Genomic DNA, 17,708 nt, shown 5'->3' with positions numbered 1-17,708 from the left:
TATTATTTTGGAAATTGACCATTTAGAATTCTTTCAAAACCTTGTACAAGCAATGGAACGTTAAAATTTATTAGTAAACCCAGGTGTTTTCCTGATAATTTCAAATAAGTCATTAATTGAGCTTTGTTAATAGGAATATTTCTCTCAACGGTCTTAATTTCTACTTTTACAAGATCTTCAACAAGTATGTCAATTGTAAATTGTTTCTCTAACAGTTCACCTTTGTAATATACCGGCAGTAATAATTGTGATTTGGCTTCAATTCCCCTGCTTTTTAATTCTTTAAGTAAGCATATTTCATATATAGATTCTAATAAACCCGGACCCAAATTTCTGTGTACTTCAATTGATGCATCTAATACTTGTCCACTGATTGAATTCAGTCTATGAACATATTCCAAACTCAGTGTCTCAGTTTCTCTGTTGTTCATTTGCTTTTATTAAGACCTTTTGAAATTCTCTTCAGTTCCTGAAGCTTATTTAATGCATCTATAGGAGTCATATTTTCAATATCTATCTTACTCAGTATATCATCAAGCTCATTATCTTTATATTCAAACAGGTTGATCTGGAACTCATCTTTTCTTCTCGTGCGCTCTTCGCGTTTTTCAAGGTTGCCAAGTATTTCTTTCGCGCGTTTGGTTACCATATCAGGCAGACCCGCCATTTGAGCAACATGAATTCCGAAGCTGTGGTCAGCTGTACCTTCGTTTATCCTGTGAAGAAAAATAACTTTATCGCCAACTTCTTTAACTTCAACCCTTGAATTTTTAATCCGCGGGTATAGACTTGCCAAAGCGTTCAGCTCATGATAATGCGTTGCAAAGAGCGTCTTTGCTTTTGCAACCGGATTTTCGTGTATATACTCTGTGATTGCCCATGCTATAGAGATTCCGTCATAAGTACTTGTACCCCTGCCGACTTCATCAAGCAGAACAAGGCTCTTAGGCGTCAGGTTATTAAGTATATTTGCTGATTCCTGCATTTCAACAAGGAAGGTACTCTCACCCCTTGAGATATTATCCATTGCGCCGACTCTTGTAAAAATACGGTCGCAAATGCCTATCTTTGCCTTTTTGGCAGGCACATATGAGCCTATCTGTGCAAGAAGTACTATTAAGCCTACTTGTCTCAGGTAACTTGATTTACCGCTCATATTGGGGCCGGTAATAATTATGATCTGCGTTTCATCGGGATCAAGCACTGTATCATTTGGCACAAATTTTTCACCTGCAGGCAGAAGCTGTTCAATTACAGGGTGCCTGCCTTCAATAATTTCCAGGTCATTGTTATCTGAAATATCCGGTTTAGTATATTTATATTGTTTGGCAATTTCAGCAAATCCAAGCAGTACATCTATTATTCCTATCATTGCTGCGTTAAGCTGGATATCATTGGCATATTCAACAACTTTCAGCCTGATATCTGCAAAGAGCTTTGATTCCAGCGCTGATATTTTTTCATTAGCAGTAAGGATCTTTTCTTCATATTCCTTCAATTCCTGAGTAATATACCTTTCAGCATTTACCAGGGTTTGTTTGCGTATATATCCTTCAAGACCTTCTGCTTTATCCCTGTTTGCTTTTGATATTTCTATATAATACCCGAACACTTTATTATAGCTTACCTTAAGCGAGTTTATCCTTGTTCTTTCACGCTCTTTTCTTTGGTAATTTTCCATCCAGGCTTCGCCGCTGTTAAGTATGCTTCTCAGCTCATCAAGCTCTGCGCTGTATCCCGGCCTGATAATAAGCTTGCTTTCCATCTGAACGGAATTTTCTTCGTTTATTGAAGCATCTATCAGCTCAGCCAGTTCGGTTAGCTCTTTCAGATTTGAATTAATATCGGCAAGTGTTCTGCACTTAGAATCATTCAGCAGCTTTTTAACTTCTGTAATATTCTTTAATGAATATTTCAGGTTGATAAGATCTCTTGCTACAGCCCGCGCTGTTGCAATTTTTGAAATAAGCCTTTCAAGATCGCCTATGTTCTTGAATAATGAAGCCAGATTCCCGGCAAGGGGCTTATTTTCATAAAATTCTGTTACACACTCCTGCCTTTTGTGAAGCTGAGCCATTTTTTTCAGTGGGCGTGAGATCCAGTTCTTAAGCAGCCTGGCTCCCATTGCTGTTTGAGTGCGGTCTAAGATAGAAATGAGTGTTCCTTCGCGGTTTCCTCCGGAAATAGACGAAATTATCTCAAGATTTCTTTTGGTTGAATCATCTAAAATTATATAATCACTGGTATCATAAAACGATATTTTATTTATATGGGTTACGCTGCCTTTTTGTGTTTCATTAATATAGCTTAAAATACCGCCTGCAGCGATTATGCCCAGCGGGTACTCATCAAGCCCAAAGCCTTTAAGAGATTTAGTTTTGAACTGTGAAAGCAATAGCTCATTGCAGTAATCATAATTAAATATCCATTCATCCAGCTTTGTGACAGTTATTCTTGCTTTCACAAGCGGATTATGTTCCATATCGATAACATTTGAAAACAGCCCTTTTTGTGATTTTGAAATTATTATTTCAGCCGGTCCGATCAGCTCTAACTGTTCCTTTACATTCTTAAATGCAATTTCACACGCCTGGAACTCTCCTGTTGAAATATCACAAAAAGCAAAACCGCATTTTTCTTCCTTTGTGAAAAGGCAGCAGATGTAATTATTGCTTTTATGGTCTAGCAGCTTATCATTGAAAGTCAATCCCGGAGTAACCACTTCAACAACATCACGTTTAACAATTCCTTTAGCTAGTTTCGGGTCTTCAAGCTGTTCACATACGGCTACTTTGTAGCCTGCTTTTACAAGCTTAGGCAGGTAGTTATCAATGGCGTGATGCGGAAAACCGGCAAGAGCAACATCACTTGCGCCGCCATTGGAGCGTTTTGTAAGCGTTATTCCCAGCACCTTTGAGGCAATCCCGGCATCTGTATCAAATGTCTCGAAGAAATCACCCATGCGGAAAAGCAGGATAGTATCCGGATATTTTGCCTTAATTTGGGAATATTGCCGCATAAGCGGTGTCTGGGTTTCTGCCATTAAATTGAAATATTTTTGGTGGAATTTACAAAATTACGCTAAAAATGGGGGAGTTTCAATTGAGAAAAAATATCAATAAGTCCTGAGTTAAAATATCTGAAATGCTTTGAACGCCAGCCATGAATAGATCTGAATTCCGATCAATACATTAAAAGGAAAAGTGATGCCCAGTGATAAAGTTAAGTATAAAGTCGGGTTAGCTTTTGGCAGGATTATTTGAACAGCTGCCGGAGCAGCAATATATGATGCGCTTGCTGAAAGAGTTGCGAGAATTATTGTCCCCCCGGGTGATAAGCCGCATATCATCCCGGTTATAATTCCGAAGATCGATGCAATTACCGGGAAAGTAATACCGAATATCAATAAAGGTATTCCGACTTTTTTTAGGTCGGTAAGTCTTTTAGCGGTAACAATACCCATTTCAAGCATAAACAAAGCAAGAAAACCTTTAAACATATCAATAAAGAAAAAATTAAGCTGCTTCGTTTCAGATAAAGCAATAAAATATCCTATTAAAATCCCCCCGCCCATAAGTAATATACTTTTACCTAAAAATACATCGTGCAGTAACGCTTTTAAGTTGAATTCTGTATGCGCATCAATTTTTGCGAGTAAAATTGCCGCGGCAATACCGGGTATTTCAAAAAAAACCAGAAGTAGCGTGCTGTATTCTTCATATGGTACAAGTGCTGTACGGAGGTAATCTGTTACGACTGCAAAGGTTACAGCACTGCAGGAACCATAGTGTGCGGCTATAGCAATTGAATTTTCTTTGTTAAATCTGTAAATAAAGCGCAGCAGCAAAAATGCAAGAATTGTAATGAACGGACCAAGGATCAATGTACCGGCAGCAGGATAAATTACAGTATTTAAACCAGTTGTATGAAGTTCAATACCCCCCTTAATTCCAATTGCCAGCAGTAAATAAATGCTGATTGTATTATAAAAATCATCCGGTATTTTCAGGTCAGATTTTACGATCTGAGCTAATACACCCAGGATGAAAAATAATATTACAGGATCAAGTAAATGCATTTATTTTATTAATATTCGCCAAAGTTATGCATAATACTATTAATATTAAATACTTTATTAACAATCATCTTTTATTAACGGTAAATTTATACCTAAAATTCTCAATTTATTAATGTTATTTAAAGTATTAACTTAACAGAATCAGATAATTTTACGATGTAAAAATGTTCATAACTTTTGAAGGGCTGGATTTTTCAGGGAAATCAACACAGGCAAAAATGCTGCACGAATACCTTAAAAGCAAGAAGATCAGCTCAGTGCTGCTTAGAGAGCCCGGCGGAACAACTATTTCAGAAAAAGTACGTGAGATAATACTGGACCGCGAACATATAGAAATGACTCCTTTAACTGAGTTTATGCTTTTTTCTGCATCCCGCTCACAGCTGGTTAGCCAGGTAATTAAACCGCATCTAAAAAAAGGATTTGTTGTTATATGTGACAGGTATTACGATTCTTCGACCGCATACCAGTCTTACGGCGGTAAAATGGAACTTAAGCAGGTATTGGAGGTTAATGATATAGCAACCGGAGGCTTAAAACCGGATATGACCATACTGATCGATATTGCCCCCAAAGCTGCGTTTTCCCGCGCAAATTTAAGAGGAAACGCAAAAGACCGAATGGAAAACAAGAACTTAGCGTATTACAATAAGGTATATAAAGGTTTTAAAGATATTGCAAACCGTAATAAAAAAAGATTTGTTGTCATTAAAGGCTCACTTACCATATCAGAGATACATAATTCAATCATAGAAAAAGTAAATAAAAAATTAAAAATCAATTATTAAATTTTAAAATGATCAATTTAAAAAATTTTCAAAGGCTCTTTTTTATCCTTATTATATTTATTTCTTTTACCGGTGCCAGCCTTCCCGGCGGGGGAGATGATGATGTCTATACGCAGATTAACCGCAACATGGATGTCTTTGGCAAGCTGTATAAGGAAATAATGCTTGATTACGTTGATGAAATTGACGGTGATAAATTTATGAAAGCAGGAATTGAAGGAATGCTGGGTACACTCGACCCGTATACAAACTTCCTGGATGAGTCTAGAAAAGATGAAATTGATCTTCTTACCACCGGTAAATACGGCGGTGTTGGAATTACAGTAGGCATGAAGGATAGTGCTATCATTATAACGGATATACTTGAAGGATATTCAGCGCAGAAAGAAGGTATCAAAAGAGGTGATAAGATACTGGAAATTGACGGAACAAGCATGCTTGGCAAAAAAGTAAGCGATGTGCGTACCTTTACACGCGGTGAACCTGGTACCCAGATGAAAATGAAGGTTCAGCGCGGTGAAAGGGAAATTGAATATACTCTTACCCGCCAGGAAATTCAGCTTAAGAATATCGGTTATAAAGGGATTCTTGATGATGGTGTAGGTTATATTAAGCTTGATCGTTTCAGCCGTTATGCTGAAACAGAAATGGTGGATGCTTTAACTGAGCTAAAAGCCAAAGGTGAGCTCAAAGGTATTATAATCGACCTGCGCGGTAATGGGGGCGGTTTGCTTGATGCAGCTATTGGTATATTGAACAAATTCACAAGAAAAGGTGACCTTTTGTTAACAACAAAAGGCAGGAAGCTGGATTCTGAAAGGAAATATTTTGCTACAGAAAACCCGATGGTCAACAGCGATATTCCGCTGGTTGTTTTAATAGATGAAGGTACTGCTTCCGCCAGTGAAATTGTTGCAGGCGCTATACAGGATCTTGACAGGGGAGTAATAGTCGGTACAAAATCATTCGGTAAAGGACTTGTCCAGGTATTCCAGCCGCTTAGCTTCGGAAACCAGCTTAAAATTACAAACCAGAAATACTTTACTCCAAGCGGAAGGTGGATACAGGCAAAAAATTATTTTAAAGAAAATAAATACGGCGTTTTTAAGCCGAACCCGTATTTTAACCAGAAGGAATTCAAAACAATTGGCGGCAGAACAGTCTATGCCGAAGGCGGTATCACCCCTGATGTTGTAGTAGATATCATAAAAGCAAATGAGCTTCTGGAAGCGTTGAACTATGAAGATATGTATTACAAATTTGCTGCAAAGTATACATCTGAAAATCCTGATGGAGCAAATTTTGTTATGAATGATGAAATACTGAGCCGTTTCCTGGAATTTATCAGCACAACTGAATTTGAATTTAATACAAGCGCAGAGCGCGAGCTGGCGCAGCTTAAAAAAGATACAGATGAAAAAATGTATTCTGAAAAAGTAAAAAGCTACATAGGGCTCCTTGAAGGTGAGCTTAAAGCTGAAAAGTTCAAAGATTTTGAAAGCTCAAAACCCGTTATCAGGCAGAAGCTGGAAGTTGAAATATTAAGGAAATATAACAAACCCGAAAAAGTCATAGTTGAAGCTTCTGCGAAGGATGACCTGCAGCTTCAGGAAGCATTAAGGATAATTAAAGATAAAGGTTTTTATAACAGCATGCTTCAGCCTAAATAAAACTAATTGAGCTTAGAAACCATAATAATTCTTTTTTGTATTGGCATTGCAGCCGGAATTCTTTCCGGTCTCTTCGGGGTAGGGGGCGGTATTATTATCGTCCCTTCTTTGCTTGCGGTTTATTCATTTAACCATTTTGATTCACCTTATTTAATGCATATTGCTATTGCCACCAGTCTTTTTACAATTATCTTTACCAGCATTTCTTCAGCCCATAAACATTTCGGTCATGGTAATGTAGAGTGGAAAGCCGCGCTTTATATCGGTTTATCAAGTGCGGTCACAGTATTTCTTTTTTCAAAAATCGCAATACTTCTGCCGGGTGAAATACTTAAGCATACATTTTCTGCTGTACTTATAATTGTTGCTCTAAAAATGCTGTTTGATAAAAAGGGTAAAGGTGAAGATAAAACAAAAGATCAGCCTGAAACATTCAGCCCATGGATATCACTCGGGATCGGAACATTAAGCGGGGCAATTGCTGCATTTTCAGGTCTTGGAGGAGGTGTGTTTGTGATACCTTTAATGCACTATTTAATGAAAGTACCGTTTAAAAAGGCAATTGGCACATCTTCGGCAGCTATACTTATTACTGCTGCTGCGGGAGTGATAAGTTATTTCATTAACTCGCCTGCAGGTGCTGTAAATATTCCGTATTCATTTGGTATGGTGGATACTTTAAGCGCATTACCTGTAATTGCAGCGTCAATTCCGTTTGCAAGAGTAGGGGTTTACATCAACAAAAAAACACATCATTACCTTTTAACAAAATTATTTGCGGTTTTCATTATTATCGTCTCCCTTAAGCTCATCTTTTTTTGATACAGGATTACTCCTGTCATCAGAGCCTTCAGGTTTTCCATTCCCGTTTCCGTTGGTTTTCACTGCAAATTCCTCGTATGCATTTATAATATCTTTAACCAGCCTGTGACGAACTACATCCTTCTTTTCAAGGTAAACAAAAGCAACACCATCTACATTTTTTAAAATATTCTGTATCTGTACAAGTCCTGAAGTTTGTTTTGAAGGCAGATCTATTTGTGTAATATCGCCGGTTATAATGCACTTGGAATTAATTCCCAGCCTGGTTAAGAACATCTTCATCTGCATGGAGGTAGCATTCTGCGCTTCATCAAGTATTAAAAATGCGTTATTAAGCGTTCTACCCCTCATATAAGCCAGGGGAATGATCTCTATAATGTTCCTTTCGAAGTAAGTTTTCAGCTTATCCATTGGCACCATATCTTCCAAAGCGTCAAACAGCGGCTTAAGGTAAGGATTTACCTTCTCCGAAAGATCGCCCGGTAAAAACCCAAGGCTTTCGCCGGCTTCAACTGCGGGTCTTGAAAGCACAATTCGGTTTACCTTTTTTGCCTTTAAAGCAGCCAGCGCTATAGCAACAGCAAGGTAGGTTTTTCCTGTTCCGGCAGGACCAATTGCGAAAACAATTTCATTGGTCTTGGTTTTTTGAAACAGCTCAAGCTGTCCCATGGTTTTGGGCTTAATGAAATCACTTTTTTCTACCAGAATTACATCATCAAGCTCTTCGCGTTTAATGCCTGTACGGCGCTCCAAGGCCAGGTCCTGCGATCCTGTAACCAGCTCAATGATCAGGTTTACGTCACCTTCGGTAATTTTACCCTGCCTTTTTTGCAAAAGCTTAAGCTCTTTAATAATCGTTTCCAGCTGGGCAACTTCTTCTTCTTCGCCTTTTAGAAATACATTTTCACCTCTTAAAGTTATATTAGAAGCGAAACGCTCTCTTATAAGGTCAATATTTCTTTCGTTAATTCCTGCAAAGTTTACAAGATCAACGTTTTCAAGAATTATGTTTTTATCGGTTAATGGCAATTAAAATTAATCCCTTCGTAAATAAATAGTTGTTACAAATATGTTATTAAACAGGTATGCGGTATGATGAAGTTCCGGTAAATAAATAAGCCCTTGAACCGAAGTCCAAGGGCTTTAGAAAAACTTTGCTTAAAAGAAGTAAGACAAAGTCAGATTCATAAAGCGTTAATTATTTCTTAACGTCTTTCTTTTCATCTTTCTTTACATCTTTCTTTTCGTCTTTTTTAACGTCTTTTTTCTCGTCTTTTTTAACGTCTTCTTTTTTAGTGTCAGTTGTTGTTGACTTAACTTTTCTTGTTTTTCTGTATTTCTTTGACTTCATTTCAGCTTCTTTTTTCTGAGCGTCAGTGAGTGTCGGGATCTTCATGCACTGTCCAGGATAGATCAAGTTAGGATTGGTTACCTTTTTGTGTCTAGCATTTTTCAGAGCATCAGCGTTAGCAACGCCGTTTTTGTTAGCATCCCAGATTGCCGGCCAGTAATACGGTGAACCGTATTTCATCTTGGAGATTTTCCATAAGCAGTCACCTTTTACAACAGTGTAGCAAGCTTCAGGTGATTTCATGCCTTCCCAATCTTCAAGTTTCTTTTTCATGGAAGCATATCTGTCCTGGAATTCAGGTAAGCAACGAGCTTTATCTTTTGAAATTTCGTCGAAGTACATCTTGCGGGCATCAGCCGGTGTTCCAACTTTACCGTTGATCTTCTTCTCTGTTTCTTCAAATTTCTTTCTGAAATCAGCAACACCGCTCTTTGTTGTACCAACTAAAGCGTAAAGATCGTTCTCGCATTTTTCGAGTTCTTTATCTTTGTTAGCTGATGTTCCTTTTAAGTTGTCGATCTCGCCGTTTAACTGAGCTAATTTTGTTGTTAAATTGCTCTTCTCAGCGTTGAGCTCGTCCATCTGTCTCTGCCATTCTTCTTCATCCATTTCTTCCATCTGCTGATCATCATCATCATCATCATCGTCATCATCCTGTGCTAATAAGTTAGCATTGTTTAATGATAAACCTAATGCTAAAAAGAATAAAATAAATAATTTATGTAATTTCATTATTATTTACCCATCCCGTCTACGCATGACTTGGTTTTTGCCATATCGTCATTGCATTTTTTGATTTTAGCATCTTTGTCTGAAATCTGTTTCTGTAAAGAAGCTTTTTCGTCTTCTTTACCTTTTACCTGAGCGCGTAAGCTTTCAACTTCTGCTTTCAGGTTATTTAAAGCTTCCATCTGCTCTTCGTCAACACCGCCGCCGCAACCAACCATGAAAGCTGATCCGGAGAACATTGCTGCTATTAAGAGCATATAAAGCTTGCTTCTTAAATTTGCCATTGAAATACCTCCTGTATTAAATTGGCTTGTTTATAAATTGGTTAATTAACGTAACAAATATAACTTTTTTGTTTGCGTTTGTCAAGTGGAATTCTAAAAAACTATACAGTAGTATTTGCTTAAAACAAGGGAAAAATGGCATTTTTAACAAATGTGTACTAAAATTGATACACTAAAAATTTCAATATTTTATAAATTTTAACTGCTGTATCCGAAAAAATTAATCTTTATTCATCGGAATTTTTAAAATTTGACCGGGATAAATAAAATTCGGATCGTCAATTTCAGACTTATTTGCGTCCCAGATTTCTCTCCATCTGTTTACTGTTCCGTAATATTTCAAAGATATCCCCGTAAGAACGTCACCGTATACTACTGTATAAGTATCTTCTCCGGTTTGCTTTACTTCTGTGAATTTTATATTTTCTGTTTTGTTGTGTAAAGCTATAACCCTTTCGTTGAATTCAGGCAGGCATTTAATTTTTGAATTATAAAGCTCCTGTACCAGGCTTCTTGCCGCATCCATAGGTGTGTTGCTGCTTAGCATTGATTCTGCGTTTTGAACCTTGAGCCTGTAATCTGCAACCTGTTCTTTAGTAGCCCCTACAATTGCGTATAGCTCAGCCTCACAATCAAAGTTATCAACATATTCATTCAGTTTCTTTAAGCTGTCAATTTCAAGGGCAAGTGTATCCAGCTTTGCAAGCAGCAGTATTGCGTCAATTGCGTACATATCTCTTACAAATTCCCATTGCTTCTGATTCAGGTCATCAGGAAGCTTATCTGGCAGTTTATCGGTCTGCGCAAAAGCTTCGCCTGATAAAATGAGAATAAGTAATAATATGTTAAAAAATTTAAGCAATACTTTTTGGTTTAACCGTTTATTTTGAAAGTTTATATGTTTCTACAAGCTTGATAACATCATCGTATCTTAAAATATTAAGCTCTGAATTGATACCGTGGTAATCTAACGATATTTTTGATTTAATTGCATCATAATTTACCAGATTTTTAAGCGCAGTATTCAGATCCTGCCTGGTTTTTGCGCCGTCACCTATAAGCTTAAACAGGAGCTTGCCTGTATCATAACCGAATAAAAAGTTTTTAGAAATCTTATATTTTGTTTTTTTCAGGTTATCTTTTAACTCAGCAAGCCTGGTTTCATCAGGAAAGTATTCTGATTCAAAAACAACATTTTTAAGATAAACTTTATTTTCTTCCAGTGTCTTTTCATTGTTCCAGTCGCCGGTGCCTGCAATATACATTCCAAGCCCTTCAGAAAAAAGCTGGGGAACAATTACATTTATTTCTCCGGGGTTTGCTATCGGTATATAGATTGCATCAATTACGCCCTGTACGAATTTTGTGGTTTCCGGTTTTAGCTTGTAAGGCTTTATGTTAAGTGTATCAATAATTTTTTTGGCATTTTTACCGAACATATAATATATGCTTACATCCATATTTAAGCTGACTGATGAATCAATTAATGACCATCGTACCCCGCTGGATTCCAGTTTTTGTCTTTGTGTCAGATTAAGGTTAGCAGCATTTATGAACAGGTCATTTTCCCTGATATATTTTGTAATGGAACCTAACTGTTCGGTTATGTTCTGCGGATTTTTGGGGTATGACTGCGCTACAAGGACTTTCCCGCCCAAAACCTTAACTTCACTGTCAAAATGTTTCCTGAAGTTATCACCGTAAGTTTCCTCGTAGATAACCGCAAAGTTCTTTAAACCGTTTTTCTTAATTAGATAATCAGCCATAAGCTTGCCCCTTACTTCATAGCTGGGGTTTAGCTGAAAAACATAATTGTAATTCGCAGCAAGCTCATCACCGGTCGCTGTAGGAGAAACAATAGGAAGGCTGAACTGAGGCCCGTTTAAAGCTGATTCACTTAGCTCACTGCTGAAAACCGGTCCTATAACCCCTATAATACTTTCATCTTCACCAAATGCCCTGATTATATCAGAGGCCAGTACAGGGTCACGTTTGGTATCCATCACTTCCAGTGTTACTTTTACAGGCGCCCCTTTGCTGTATTCCTGCAAAGCAAATTTTATACCGTCAAGTATTTCATTGCCAAGCTGCTTTTTGGTATCATCCTCAGAATCAGAGAACATGGGCAGTGCAACACCTATCTTAACTGTGTTTTGCGAGATTATTTTTAACGGGTTAAGGAATAATATGCCGATAAAAAGAATCACCAATATCTTAATTTGACATTTGTTATTTGGCATTTGTAATTTTATATTCTTTATTCCCATTCTATAGTAGATGGCGGTTTATTGCTTATATCGTAAACCACCCTGTTAATTCCTTTTACATTGTTTGTTATACCGGTCGAAATTTCCTCAAGAGCTTTTGCCGGCATTGGAAACCAGTTAGCTGTCATGCCATCAACGCTTTCAACAGCCCTTAATGCCACTACTTTTTCGTATGTCCTCAGATCACCCATAACACCCACAGTAGAAACCGGCAGTAAAACTGCAAAAGCCTGCCAGATTTTATCGTATAAACCGTGTTTATGCAGGTTTAACCTGTAAATATAGTCGGCTTCACGTAATATATCAAGTTTTTCTTTGGTAACTGCACCAAGTATCCTTACCGCAAGCCCGGGACCCGGGAATGGATGCCTTCCCAAAATAACTTCCGGTATCTTTAGCAGCCTGCCTATTACACGGACTTCGTCCTTGAATAGTTCCCTGAAAGGCTCGATAAGCTTCATATGCAGAGATTTCGGCAAACCGCCAACATTATGATGTGTTTTTATTGTTACACTCGGCCCGTGAAATGATGATGATTCAATAACATCAGGGTATAATGTGCCCTGCACAAGGTATTTAATTTTGTTTTTGCCTTTGGATTGTTTTTTGGCGAAATCCTGGAACACATCAATGAATGTTTTTCCTATAATTTTACGCTTTTTTTCAGGGTCAGTTACACCCTCGAGTCGTTTCAGAAACAGCTTTGATGCATCTATGAATTTTAAATTAAGCCTGCCTTTGAAATACTTTACAATTTCTGCGCTTTCATTCTTGCGCATAAGACCGTTATCAATATGAACGCAGATGAGGTTCCTGCCGATTGCTTTATGGATCATAAAAGCTGCCACTGCGGAATCAACCCCGCCGCTCATTGCGCAAATTGCCCTTTCATTACCAACAAGCTCTTTAATTTCCTTTACCTTTTCATGTACAAATGAACCCATCTGCCATTTATTTTTTATTCTGCAGATACGGTAAAGGAAATTATTCAGTATTTTTTTCCCCTGCTCGGTGTGATTAACTTCCGGGTGGAACTGAACGCCGTAAATTCTTTGCTTTACTGCTTCAAAGCTGCTGATAAGACCGTTCTCGCTTTTTGAAGTAGCTTTAAAACCCTGAGGCAGCTTTTTAATATGGTCATTATGGCTCATCCAAACCGTCAGATCACGGTCAACTCCGCTCAGGATACCTTTTGCTGAAGTAATATGAATATTGGTTTTGCCGAACTCTCTGGTTTTGCCTCCCTTTACACTTCCCTTAAAGTGATGTGAAAGAAGCTGCAGACCGTAACATATTCCAAGTATCGGGACCTTAAGCCCTAAAATTAGCTCTGCTAGTGAATAGGCGTTTTTCATGTAAACACTCTGCGGTCCGCCTGAAAGTATTATGCCTTTTATGGTCTTATCATTTACAAGGCTTTGCATATCAGCTGTGCAGGCAATTACTTCTGAATATACATGACACTCCCTTACCTTGCGGGCTATAAGCTTGGTGTATTGTGAGCCGAAATCGATTATTATTATTTTATCTGCGTGCATTTATAAAATTACGAATTACGAATTAAAAATTACGGTTAACTGCTTGTCATACCTGCGAAAACAGGAATTTGGGCTTTGATCTTGTAAAATCCCCACAACAGAGACAATTGAATAGATGAAGTATACCAAACTGAAATATCCAACAACAGAGAAACAGAGTTACAGAGAAACCTATTGTTTGCCAGCCTTATTTCGCTTCGGCGAGTGAAGGCCATCCAAACCTCACCAATAAATAGAAAAAAACTTTGCGAGGAACGAAGTGACGAAGCAATCTCACCTCCAGATTTAAAAACTCATTTTGACATTTGAGCTTTATCATTTGGCATTTAGCAAAGCTATTTTCACCGCACCCCAAACAGGAGCGAACTCCGGCCGTACAAGCTTAATATTCGGAAAATTTTTCTTTGCAGCTTTTTTTAATTCAGCCCCAAGAAGCTTTTCTTCGGTCAATAATGAACCCATCATAGCAATTGTGTACTTTTGTTTCTTCAATGGTATAAAATGTGTCATCAGATTTTCCGCGGCATCTTTTATTATTCCCCGAGAAACTTTATCGCCTTTTTCAGCGCAGCGGAAAACGTGTTTGGTCAATTGTGATATTTCAAATCCGTTGTGATAAACGTGCTGAATGATATTTGCTTCATCGATACCGAACTCTTTTTTTAAAACTTTTGAAAGCATCTCAGCTTTATGGCGTTTATCATAATGTCTTGTAACTTTATATAGAGCTTCCCTTGCTATCCAGTGACCGCTTCCTTCATCGCCAATATGCCTGCCCCACCCGCCAATACGGTTAATATTTCCATTTGCCGCTCTATAATAGAGTATCGAGCCTGTCCCTGCGATCAAAATCCCGCAATTCTTAACATTTCTGCCAAATGCCGCTTCCAGGGCAATTTCTGTATCTGGCAATATGAAAATTTTCTTAATTCCTGTTGCTTTCCTTAAGTCCGCAGATAGCTTTTTTCTGTCCTTTTCATACCTTGCGCCGGATATTCCAGCCGCGACTGCTGAGATGTTTCCTTTTCCAACAATTCCTGAAATATCCTTAACGATCCGTTTCAGCCGTTTCAGTGATTCATCATATCCTAATAGATTCAGATTAATGAACGGGAATTTATAAAGCCTTATTTTCTCATTCTGCGGTTCACCAACCGGATACAATAAAACCTCGCTTTTTGTCGCGCCGGAATCAATTGCTATAATATATTTCAACTGAATTTTCAGAAATGTTAGGGCAAAAATAAGTATAAATGCATAAAAAGAATATGACTTAATGAAAGATATAAGAATAGATAATTTAATCTTGATAAAATAAATATAAGTAACTATTTTCTTAGTTAGAGAAACAATTTTTTCTATTTTCTTAAGATTATCCCGAAAGCCAAGCTTAAAGAAAACTTCTCTCTACTGATTAAACTCTTTACGCTTGTTTTAAAAAATTTAAAGTCAATTTTTATGAAAAAAATCATTGTAATAGTAATTTTTTTGCTGTGCAGTGCAGTAAATTCCCATGGACAGTGGAATAAGGTAAATTCCGGTATTAGCGATTACCTTTTTTCTGCTTTTTTTATTAATACTCAAACGGGGTATATTGGCGGACAAGATAGCCCGGGGAGGATATATAAAACAGTAAATGGTGGCTTAAACTGGAATCTTGTTTTGGCAACTGCCGGTAACGAAAGATTTGAATGTCTATTTTTCATTAATGAACAGACAGGCTGGGCTGGTTCATATTACGGATTAACATACAAAACTACAAACGGCGGTGCAAACTGGTCGTATTCAGTTATACAGGGAAGAGTAAGAAGGATTCAATTCTTAAATCAATTAACCGGGTTTGCGGTTACCTCGCAGGGTGCAAGAAAATCAACGAATGGGGGATTGAGCTGGTTTAGTGTCTTAAATGCCAGCGAAGGTATAGGCTTGAAGTTTTTTAATACAGAAATTGGATTGGTATCTATTCAGAATGGGTCTTTTTCAAAAATCTTTAAGACAGTAAACGGTGGCTTAAATTGGACAGAAGTATATAACGAACCACTTGCAACTGGAATAAACAATTTTTCTTTCATCAATAATTCAACAGGTTATGCCTCGGGAAATTATAAACTTACTTTAAAAACAATTGATCAGGGTTCATCATGGACAGAAGTATTCAAAGATCCTTCTTCAGTTTCAGTAATTTATGATCATAGGGTTATACATTTTGTTGATGCGAACCTTGGCTATGCTTGCGGTCAGTATTTAATTCCCGGACCTTCCACATATAGGGGCGCTGTTTTTAATAAAACTACAAATGGTGGTTTAACCTGGGAATTTCAATCAATAACTCCCGGTATTCATAATGTTTGGGCTTTTGAAGATATGCAAATTGTTGACGGACAGATTGGTTTCGTTGTAGGCAGTAGTGGAAATGTTTATAAATCCACAAACGCTGGATTTGTTGGCATTCAACCTATCTCAACAGAAATCCCGCAATACTTCTCTCTTCACCAAAATTACCCAAATCCATTCAACCCATCAACTAAAATAAAATTCCAGATTCCCCTCTTGAGAGGGGTGTCCGGCGAAGCCGGACAGCTTGTCACGCCAGGGCGTGATGGTGTGTTCACTTCGCTAAAAATATTCGATATCCTCGGCAGGGAAGTACGTACTCTGGTTAACGAAAACCTGAAGCCGGGAATTTATGAAGCAGATTTTAATTCAACTGACTTGCCTAGCGGTGTTTATTTTTATAAACTGAATGCAGGAGAGTTTGTAGCTACAAAAAAGATGATTCTGATGAAATAATAATTCCAGATAAAGTCGTAAATCACAATTGAATATTGATTTTTTTAATTTATTGTAAAATTAGATGAAACTTTGTACTGTATTGTTAATATTGTTTTTATTTTGCTGTAATGTTAGTTCACAAAATGGTTGGTACCAGCAATTTTCTGGTAATTATAATTTTCAGGGTATTGATTTCGTAAACATGAATACGGGCTATGTTGTAAGCCAGCTGAGTTTTAATTCTGCTGTATTGAAAACTACAAATAGTGGAGAAAGTTGGATCAATATATCGTCGGTTAATGGTTTAAAAAGCTATGACCTGGATTTCATCAATCAAAATACCGGGTTCATTTGTGGCCTGGACGATATGTTTTTTTCCAAGATATTTAAGACAACTAATAGTGGATTAAACTGGATTGATTGCAACATACAAGAAGACTTCGCAGAATTCTTTGATATTCACTTTATAAATTCAAATACAGGCTTTTGTGTAGGAGAAGTTGGAAAGATATATAAGACAACCAATGCAGGTAACAACTGGACAAAACTTAACAATCCATCAACAAATGATCTTATAAGAAACATTTTTTTTCTGAATGATAATACCGGTTGGTTTAGTGCGGGTGCAGAAACAGGATCTCTTTACAGAACAACAAATTGTGGACTAAATTGGCAGTACTATATATATGGATTTCATGAGATTCATTCCACTCATTTTTTCAACGATTCAGTTGGTTTAGGCTGTGGTACAAATGGACACAATTCTTCAAGATTCTACCGAACCACAAACGGCGGTGCAAACTGGACAGTTTCACAATTTGCGAATGTAATTGTTCTGGAAACCGTTATTATGATAAGTAATCTAAATGGGTGGCTCTCCGGTTTGACAAATGATCTTAGAGGAAATATTTATAGAACAACAAACGGTGGAAATAATTGGGTGCTTCAATTTTCTTCAACCGAACCAATGCCTCTAACAAAATTATATGCATATGACTCATCTAATGTATGGGGCATAAGTAATAATGGTAAAATTTTAAAGTATGGTGATCTAACAGGTATCAACCCTATCTCATCAGAAATTCCAATCCATTTCTCACTTTACCAAAATTACCCAAATCCATTCAATCCATCAACTAAAATAAAATTCCAGATTCCCCTCATGAAAGGGGTATCCGGCGAAGCCGGACAGCTTGTCACGCCAGGGCGTGAGGGTGTGTTCACTTCGCTTAGAGTATTCGATATTCTTGGCAGGGAAGTACGCTCACTTGTTAATGAAAACCTCAACCCCGGAATTTACGAAGCTGATTTCAATGCGGCTGACTTGCCAAGCGGTGTGTATTTTTATAAGTTACAGGCAGGGGAGTTTATAGATACGAAAAAAATGATATTAATAAAATAATTGAAGG

At 37.5% G+C, this 17,708-nt stretch carries 15 protein-coding genes; 5 read left to right on the top strand and 10 right to left on the bottom strand.

The window, feature by feature from the left end; translation table 11 throughout:
• Positions 1-2 precede the first annotated feature (2 nt).
• The 3 genes from J0M37_00360 to J0M37_00350 all read right to left on the bottom strand — a co-directional run bounded on the left by J0M37_00360 (position 3) and on the right by J0M37_00350 (position 4,078).
• Complete coding sequence (locus J0M37_00360; protein MBN8583517.1) at positions 3-431, bottom strand: GxxExxY protein; 429 nt, start codon at positions 429-431, stop codon at positions 3-5.
• Positions 428-3,019, bottom strand: a complete 2,592-nt coding sequence (gene mutS / locus J0M37_00355; GenBank protein ID MBN8583516.1) for a DNA mismatch repair protein MutS — start codon at positions 3,017-3,019, stop codon at positions 428-430. The genes J0M37_00360 and mutS overlap by 4 nt, the downstream gene beginning before the upstream one ends.
• A 111-nt stretch (positions 3,020-3,130) precedes the next feature.
• Positions 3,131-4,078 (bottom strand): sodium-dependent bicarbonate transport family permease, encoded by a 948-nt coding sequence (locus J0M37_00350; GenBank protein ID MBN8583515.1) that lies wholly within the window; start codon positions 4,076-4,078, stop codon positions 3,131-3,133.
• A gap of 164 nt (positions 4,079-4,242) precedes the next feature.
• On the opposite strand from J0M37_00350, the gene tmk reads away from it, so the two are divergent.
• Genes tmk through J0M37_00335 form a run of 3 tightly spaced genes read left to right on the top strand, consistent with a single transcriptional unit; the run spans position 4,243 to position 7,358 of the window.
• The gene (gene tmk, locus J0M37_00345; GenBank protein MBN8583514.1) at positions 4,243-4,866 is read left to right on the top strand and encodes a dTMP kinase; all 624 of its coding nucleotides are present in this window, start codon (positions 4,243-4,245) and stop codon (positions 4,864-4,866) included.
• Between the two features lie 8 nt (positions 4,867-4,874).
• Positions 4,875-6,536, top strand: a complete 1,662-nt coding sequence (locus J0M37_00340) for a S41 family peptidase (GenBank protein ID MBN8583513.1) — start codon at positions 4,875-4,877, stop codon at positions 6,534-6,536.
• A gap of 6 nt (positions 6,537-6,542) precedes the next feature.
• Positions 6,543-7,358, top strand: coding sequence for a sulfite exporter TauE/SafE family protein (locus tag J0M37_00335; protein ID MBN8583512.1), 816 nt, complete (start codon positions 6,543-6,545; stop codon positions 7,356-7,358).
• Here J0M37_00335 and J0M37_00330 read toward each other — a convergent pair.
• The 7 genes from J0M37_00330 to J0M37_00300 form a co-directional block, all read right to left on the bottom strand.
• Positions 7,308-8,387, bottom strand: a complete 1,080-nt coding sequence (locus tag J0M37_00330) for a PhoH family protein (GenBank protein MBN8583511.1) — start codon at positions 8,385-8,387, stop codon at positions 7,308-7,310. The two genes, J0M37_00335 and J0M37_00330, sit on opposite strands and share 51 nt — an antisense overlap.
• A 169-nt stretch (positions 8,388-8,556) precedes the next feature.
• A complete protein-coding gene (locus J0M37_00325; GenBank protein ID MBN8583510.1) occupies positions 8,557-9,441 on the bottom strand; it encodes a LysM peptidoglycan-binding domain-containing protein in 885 nt (294 codons plus the stop codon).
• A 2-nt stretch (positions 9,442-9,443) separates the two neighbouring features.
• On the bottom strand, positions 9,444-9,722 hold the full coding sequence (locus J0M37_00320; protein ID MBN8583509.1) for a hypothetical protein: 279 nt from the start codon (positions 9,720-9,722) through the stop codon (positions 9,444-9,446).
• Positions 9,723-9,942: 220 nt separating this feature from the next.
• Positions 9,943-10,584 carry a LysM peptidoglycan-binding domain-containing protein gene (locus J0M37_00315; GenBank protein ID MBN8583508.1) on the bottom strand — a complete coding sequence of 214 codons (642 nt, stop codon included), beginning with the start codon at positions 10,582-10,584 and terminating at the stop codon, positions 9,943-9,945.
• 19 nt (positions 10,585-10,603) lie between these two features.
• Positions 10,604-11,962, bottom strand: coding sequence for an ABC transporter substrate-binding protein (locus J0M37_00310; protein ID MBN8583507.1), 1,359 nt, complete (start codon positions 11,960-11,962; stop codon positions 10,604-10,606).
• Positions 11,963-11,979: 17 nt separating this feature from the next.
• Positions 11,980-13,527, bottom strand: coding sequence for a glutamine-hydrolyzing GMP synthase (guaA, locus tag J0M37_00305; protein ID MBN8583506.1), 1,548 nt, complete (start codon positions 13,525-13,527; stop codon positions 11,980-11,982).
• A 315-nt stretch (positions 13,528-13,842) separates the two neighbouring features.
• A complete protein-coding gene (locus J0M37_00300; protein MBN8583505.1) occupies positions 13,843-14,742 on the bottom strand; it encodes a hypothetical protein in 900 nt (299 codons plus the stop codon).
• 243 nt (positions 14,743-14,985) lie between these two features.
• Here J0M37_00300 and J0M37_00295 point away from each other — a divergent pair, with 243 nt between their 5' ends.
• Together J0M37_00295 and J0M37_00290 are read left to right on the top strand one after the other, a co-directional pair.
• Positions 14,986-16,317 carry a T9SS type A sorting domain-containing protein gene (locus tag J0M37_00295; protein MBN8583504.1) on the top strand — a complete coding sequence of 444 codons (1,332 nt, stop codon included), beginning with the start codon at positions 14,986-14,988 and terminating at the stop codon, positions 16,315-16,317.
• Positions 16,318-16,501: 184 nt separating this feature from the next.
• Positions 16,502-17,701 (top strand): T9SS type A sorting domain-containing protein, encoded by a 1,200-nt coding sequence (locus J0M37_00290; protein ID MBN8583503.1) that lies wholly within the window; start codon positions 16,502-16,504, stop codon positions 17,699-17,701.
• Positions 17,702-17,708: the final 7 nt, after the last annotated feature.

The sequence above is a fragment of the Ignavibacteria bacterium genome (assembly GCA_017303675.1).
In the GTDB taxonomy this organism is placed as follows: domain Bacteria; phylum Bacteroidota; class Ignavibacteria; order Tepidaquicellales; family OLB5; genus OLB5.
This window is presented reverse-complemented; position numbering and strand designations above follow the sequence as displayed.

Bases quoted from the DNA above. Each gene is read 5' to 3' on its own strand.
- mutS (MBN8583516.1), bottom strand. From the start codon at position 3,019: ATGCGGCAATATTCCCAAATTAAGGCAAAATATCCGGATACTATCCTG.
- J0M37_00340 (MBN8583513.1), top strand. From the start codon at position 4,875: ATGATCAATTTAAAAAATTTTCAAAGGCTCTTTTTTATCCTTATTATA.
- guaA (MBN8583506.1), bottom strand. From the start codon at position 13,527: ATGCACGCAGATAAAATAATAATAATCGATTTCGGCTCACAATACACC.
- J0M37_00320 (MBN8583509.1), bottom strand. From the start codon at position 9,722: ATGGCAAATTTAAGAAGCAAGCTTTATATGCTCTTAATAGCAGCAATG.
- J0M37_00325 (MBN8583510.1), bottom strand. From the start codon at position 9,441: ATGAAATTACATAAATTATTTATTTTATTCTTTTTAGCATTAGGTTTA.
- tmk (MBN8583514.1), top strand. From the start codon at position 4,243: ATGTTCATAACTTTTGAAGGGCTGGATTTTTCAGGGAAATCAACACAG.
- J0M37_00310 (MBN8583507.1), bottom strand. From the start codon at position 11,962: ATGCCAAATAACAAATGTCAAATTAAGATATTGGTGATTCTTTTTATC.
- J0M37_00360 (MBN8583517.1), bottom strand. From the start codon at position 431: ATGAACAACAGAGAAACTGAGACACTGAGTTTGGAATATGTTCATAGA.
- J0M37_00350 (MBN8583515.1), bottom strand. From the start codon at position 4,078: ATGCATTTACTTGATCCTGTAATATTATTTTTCATCCTGGGTGTATTA.
- J0M37_00295 (MBN8583504.1), top strand. From the start codon at position 14,986: ATGAAAAAAATCATTGTAATAGTAATTTTTTTGCTGTGCAGTGCAGTA.
- J0M37_00290 (MBN8583503.1), top strand. From the start codon at position 16,502: ATGAATACGGGCTATGTTGTAAGCCAGCTGAGTTTTAATTCTGCTGTA.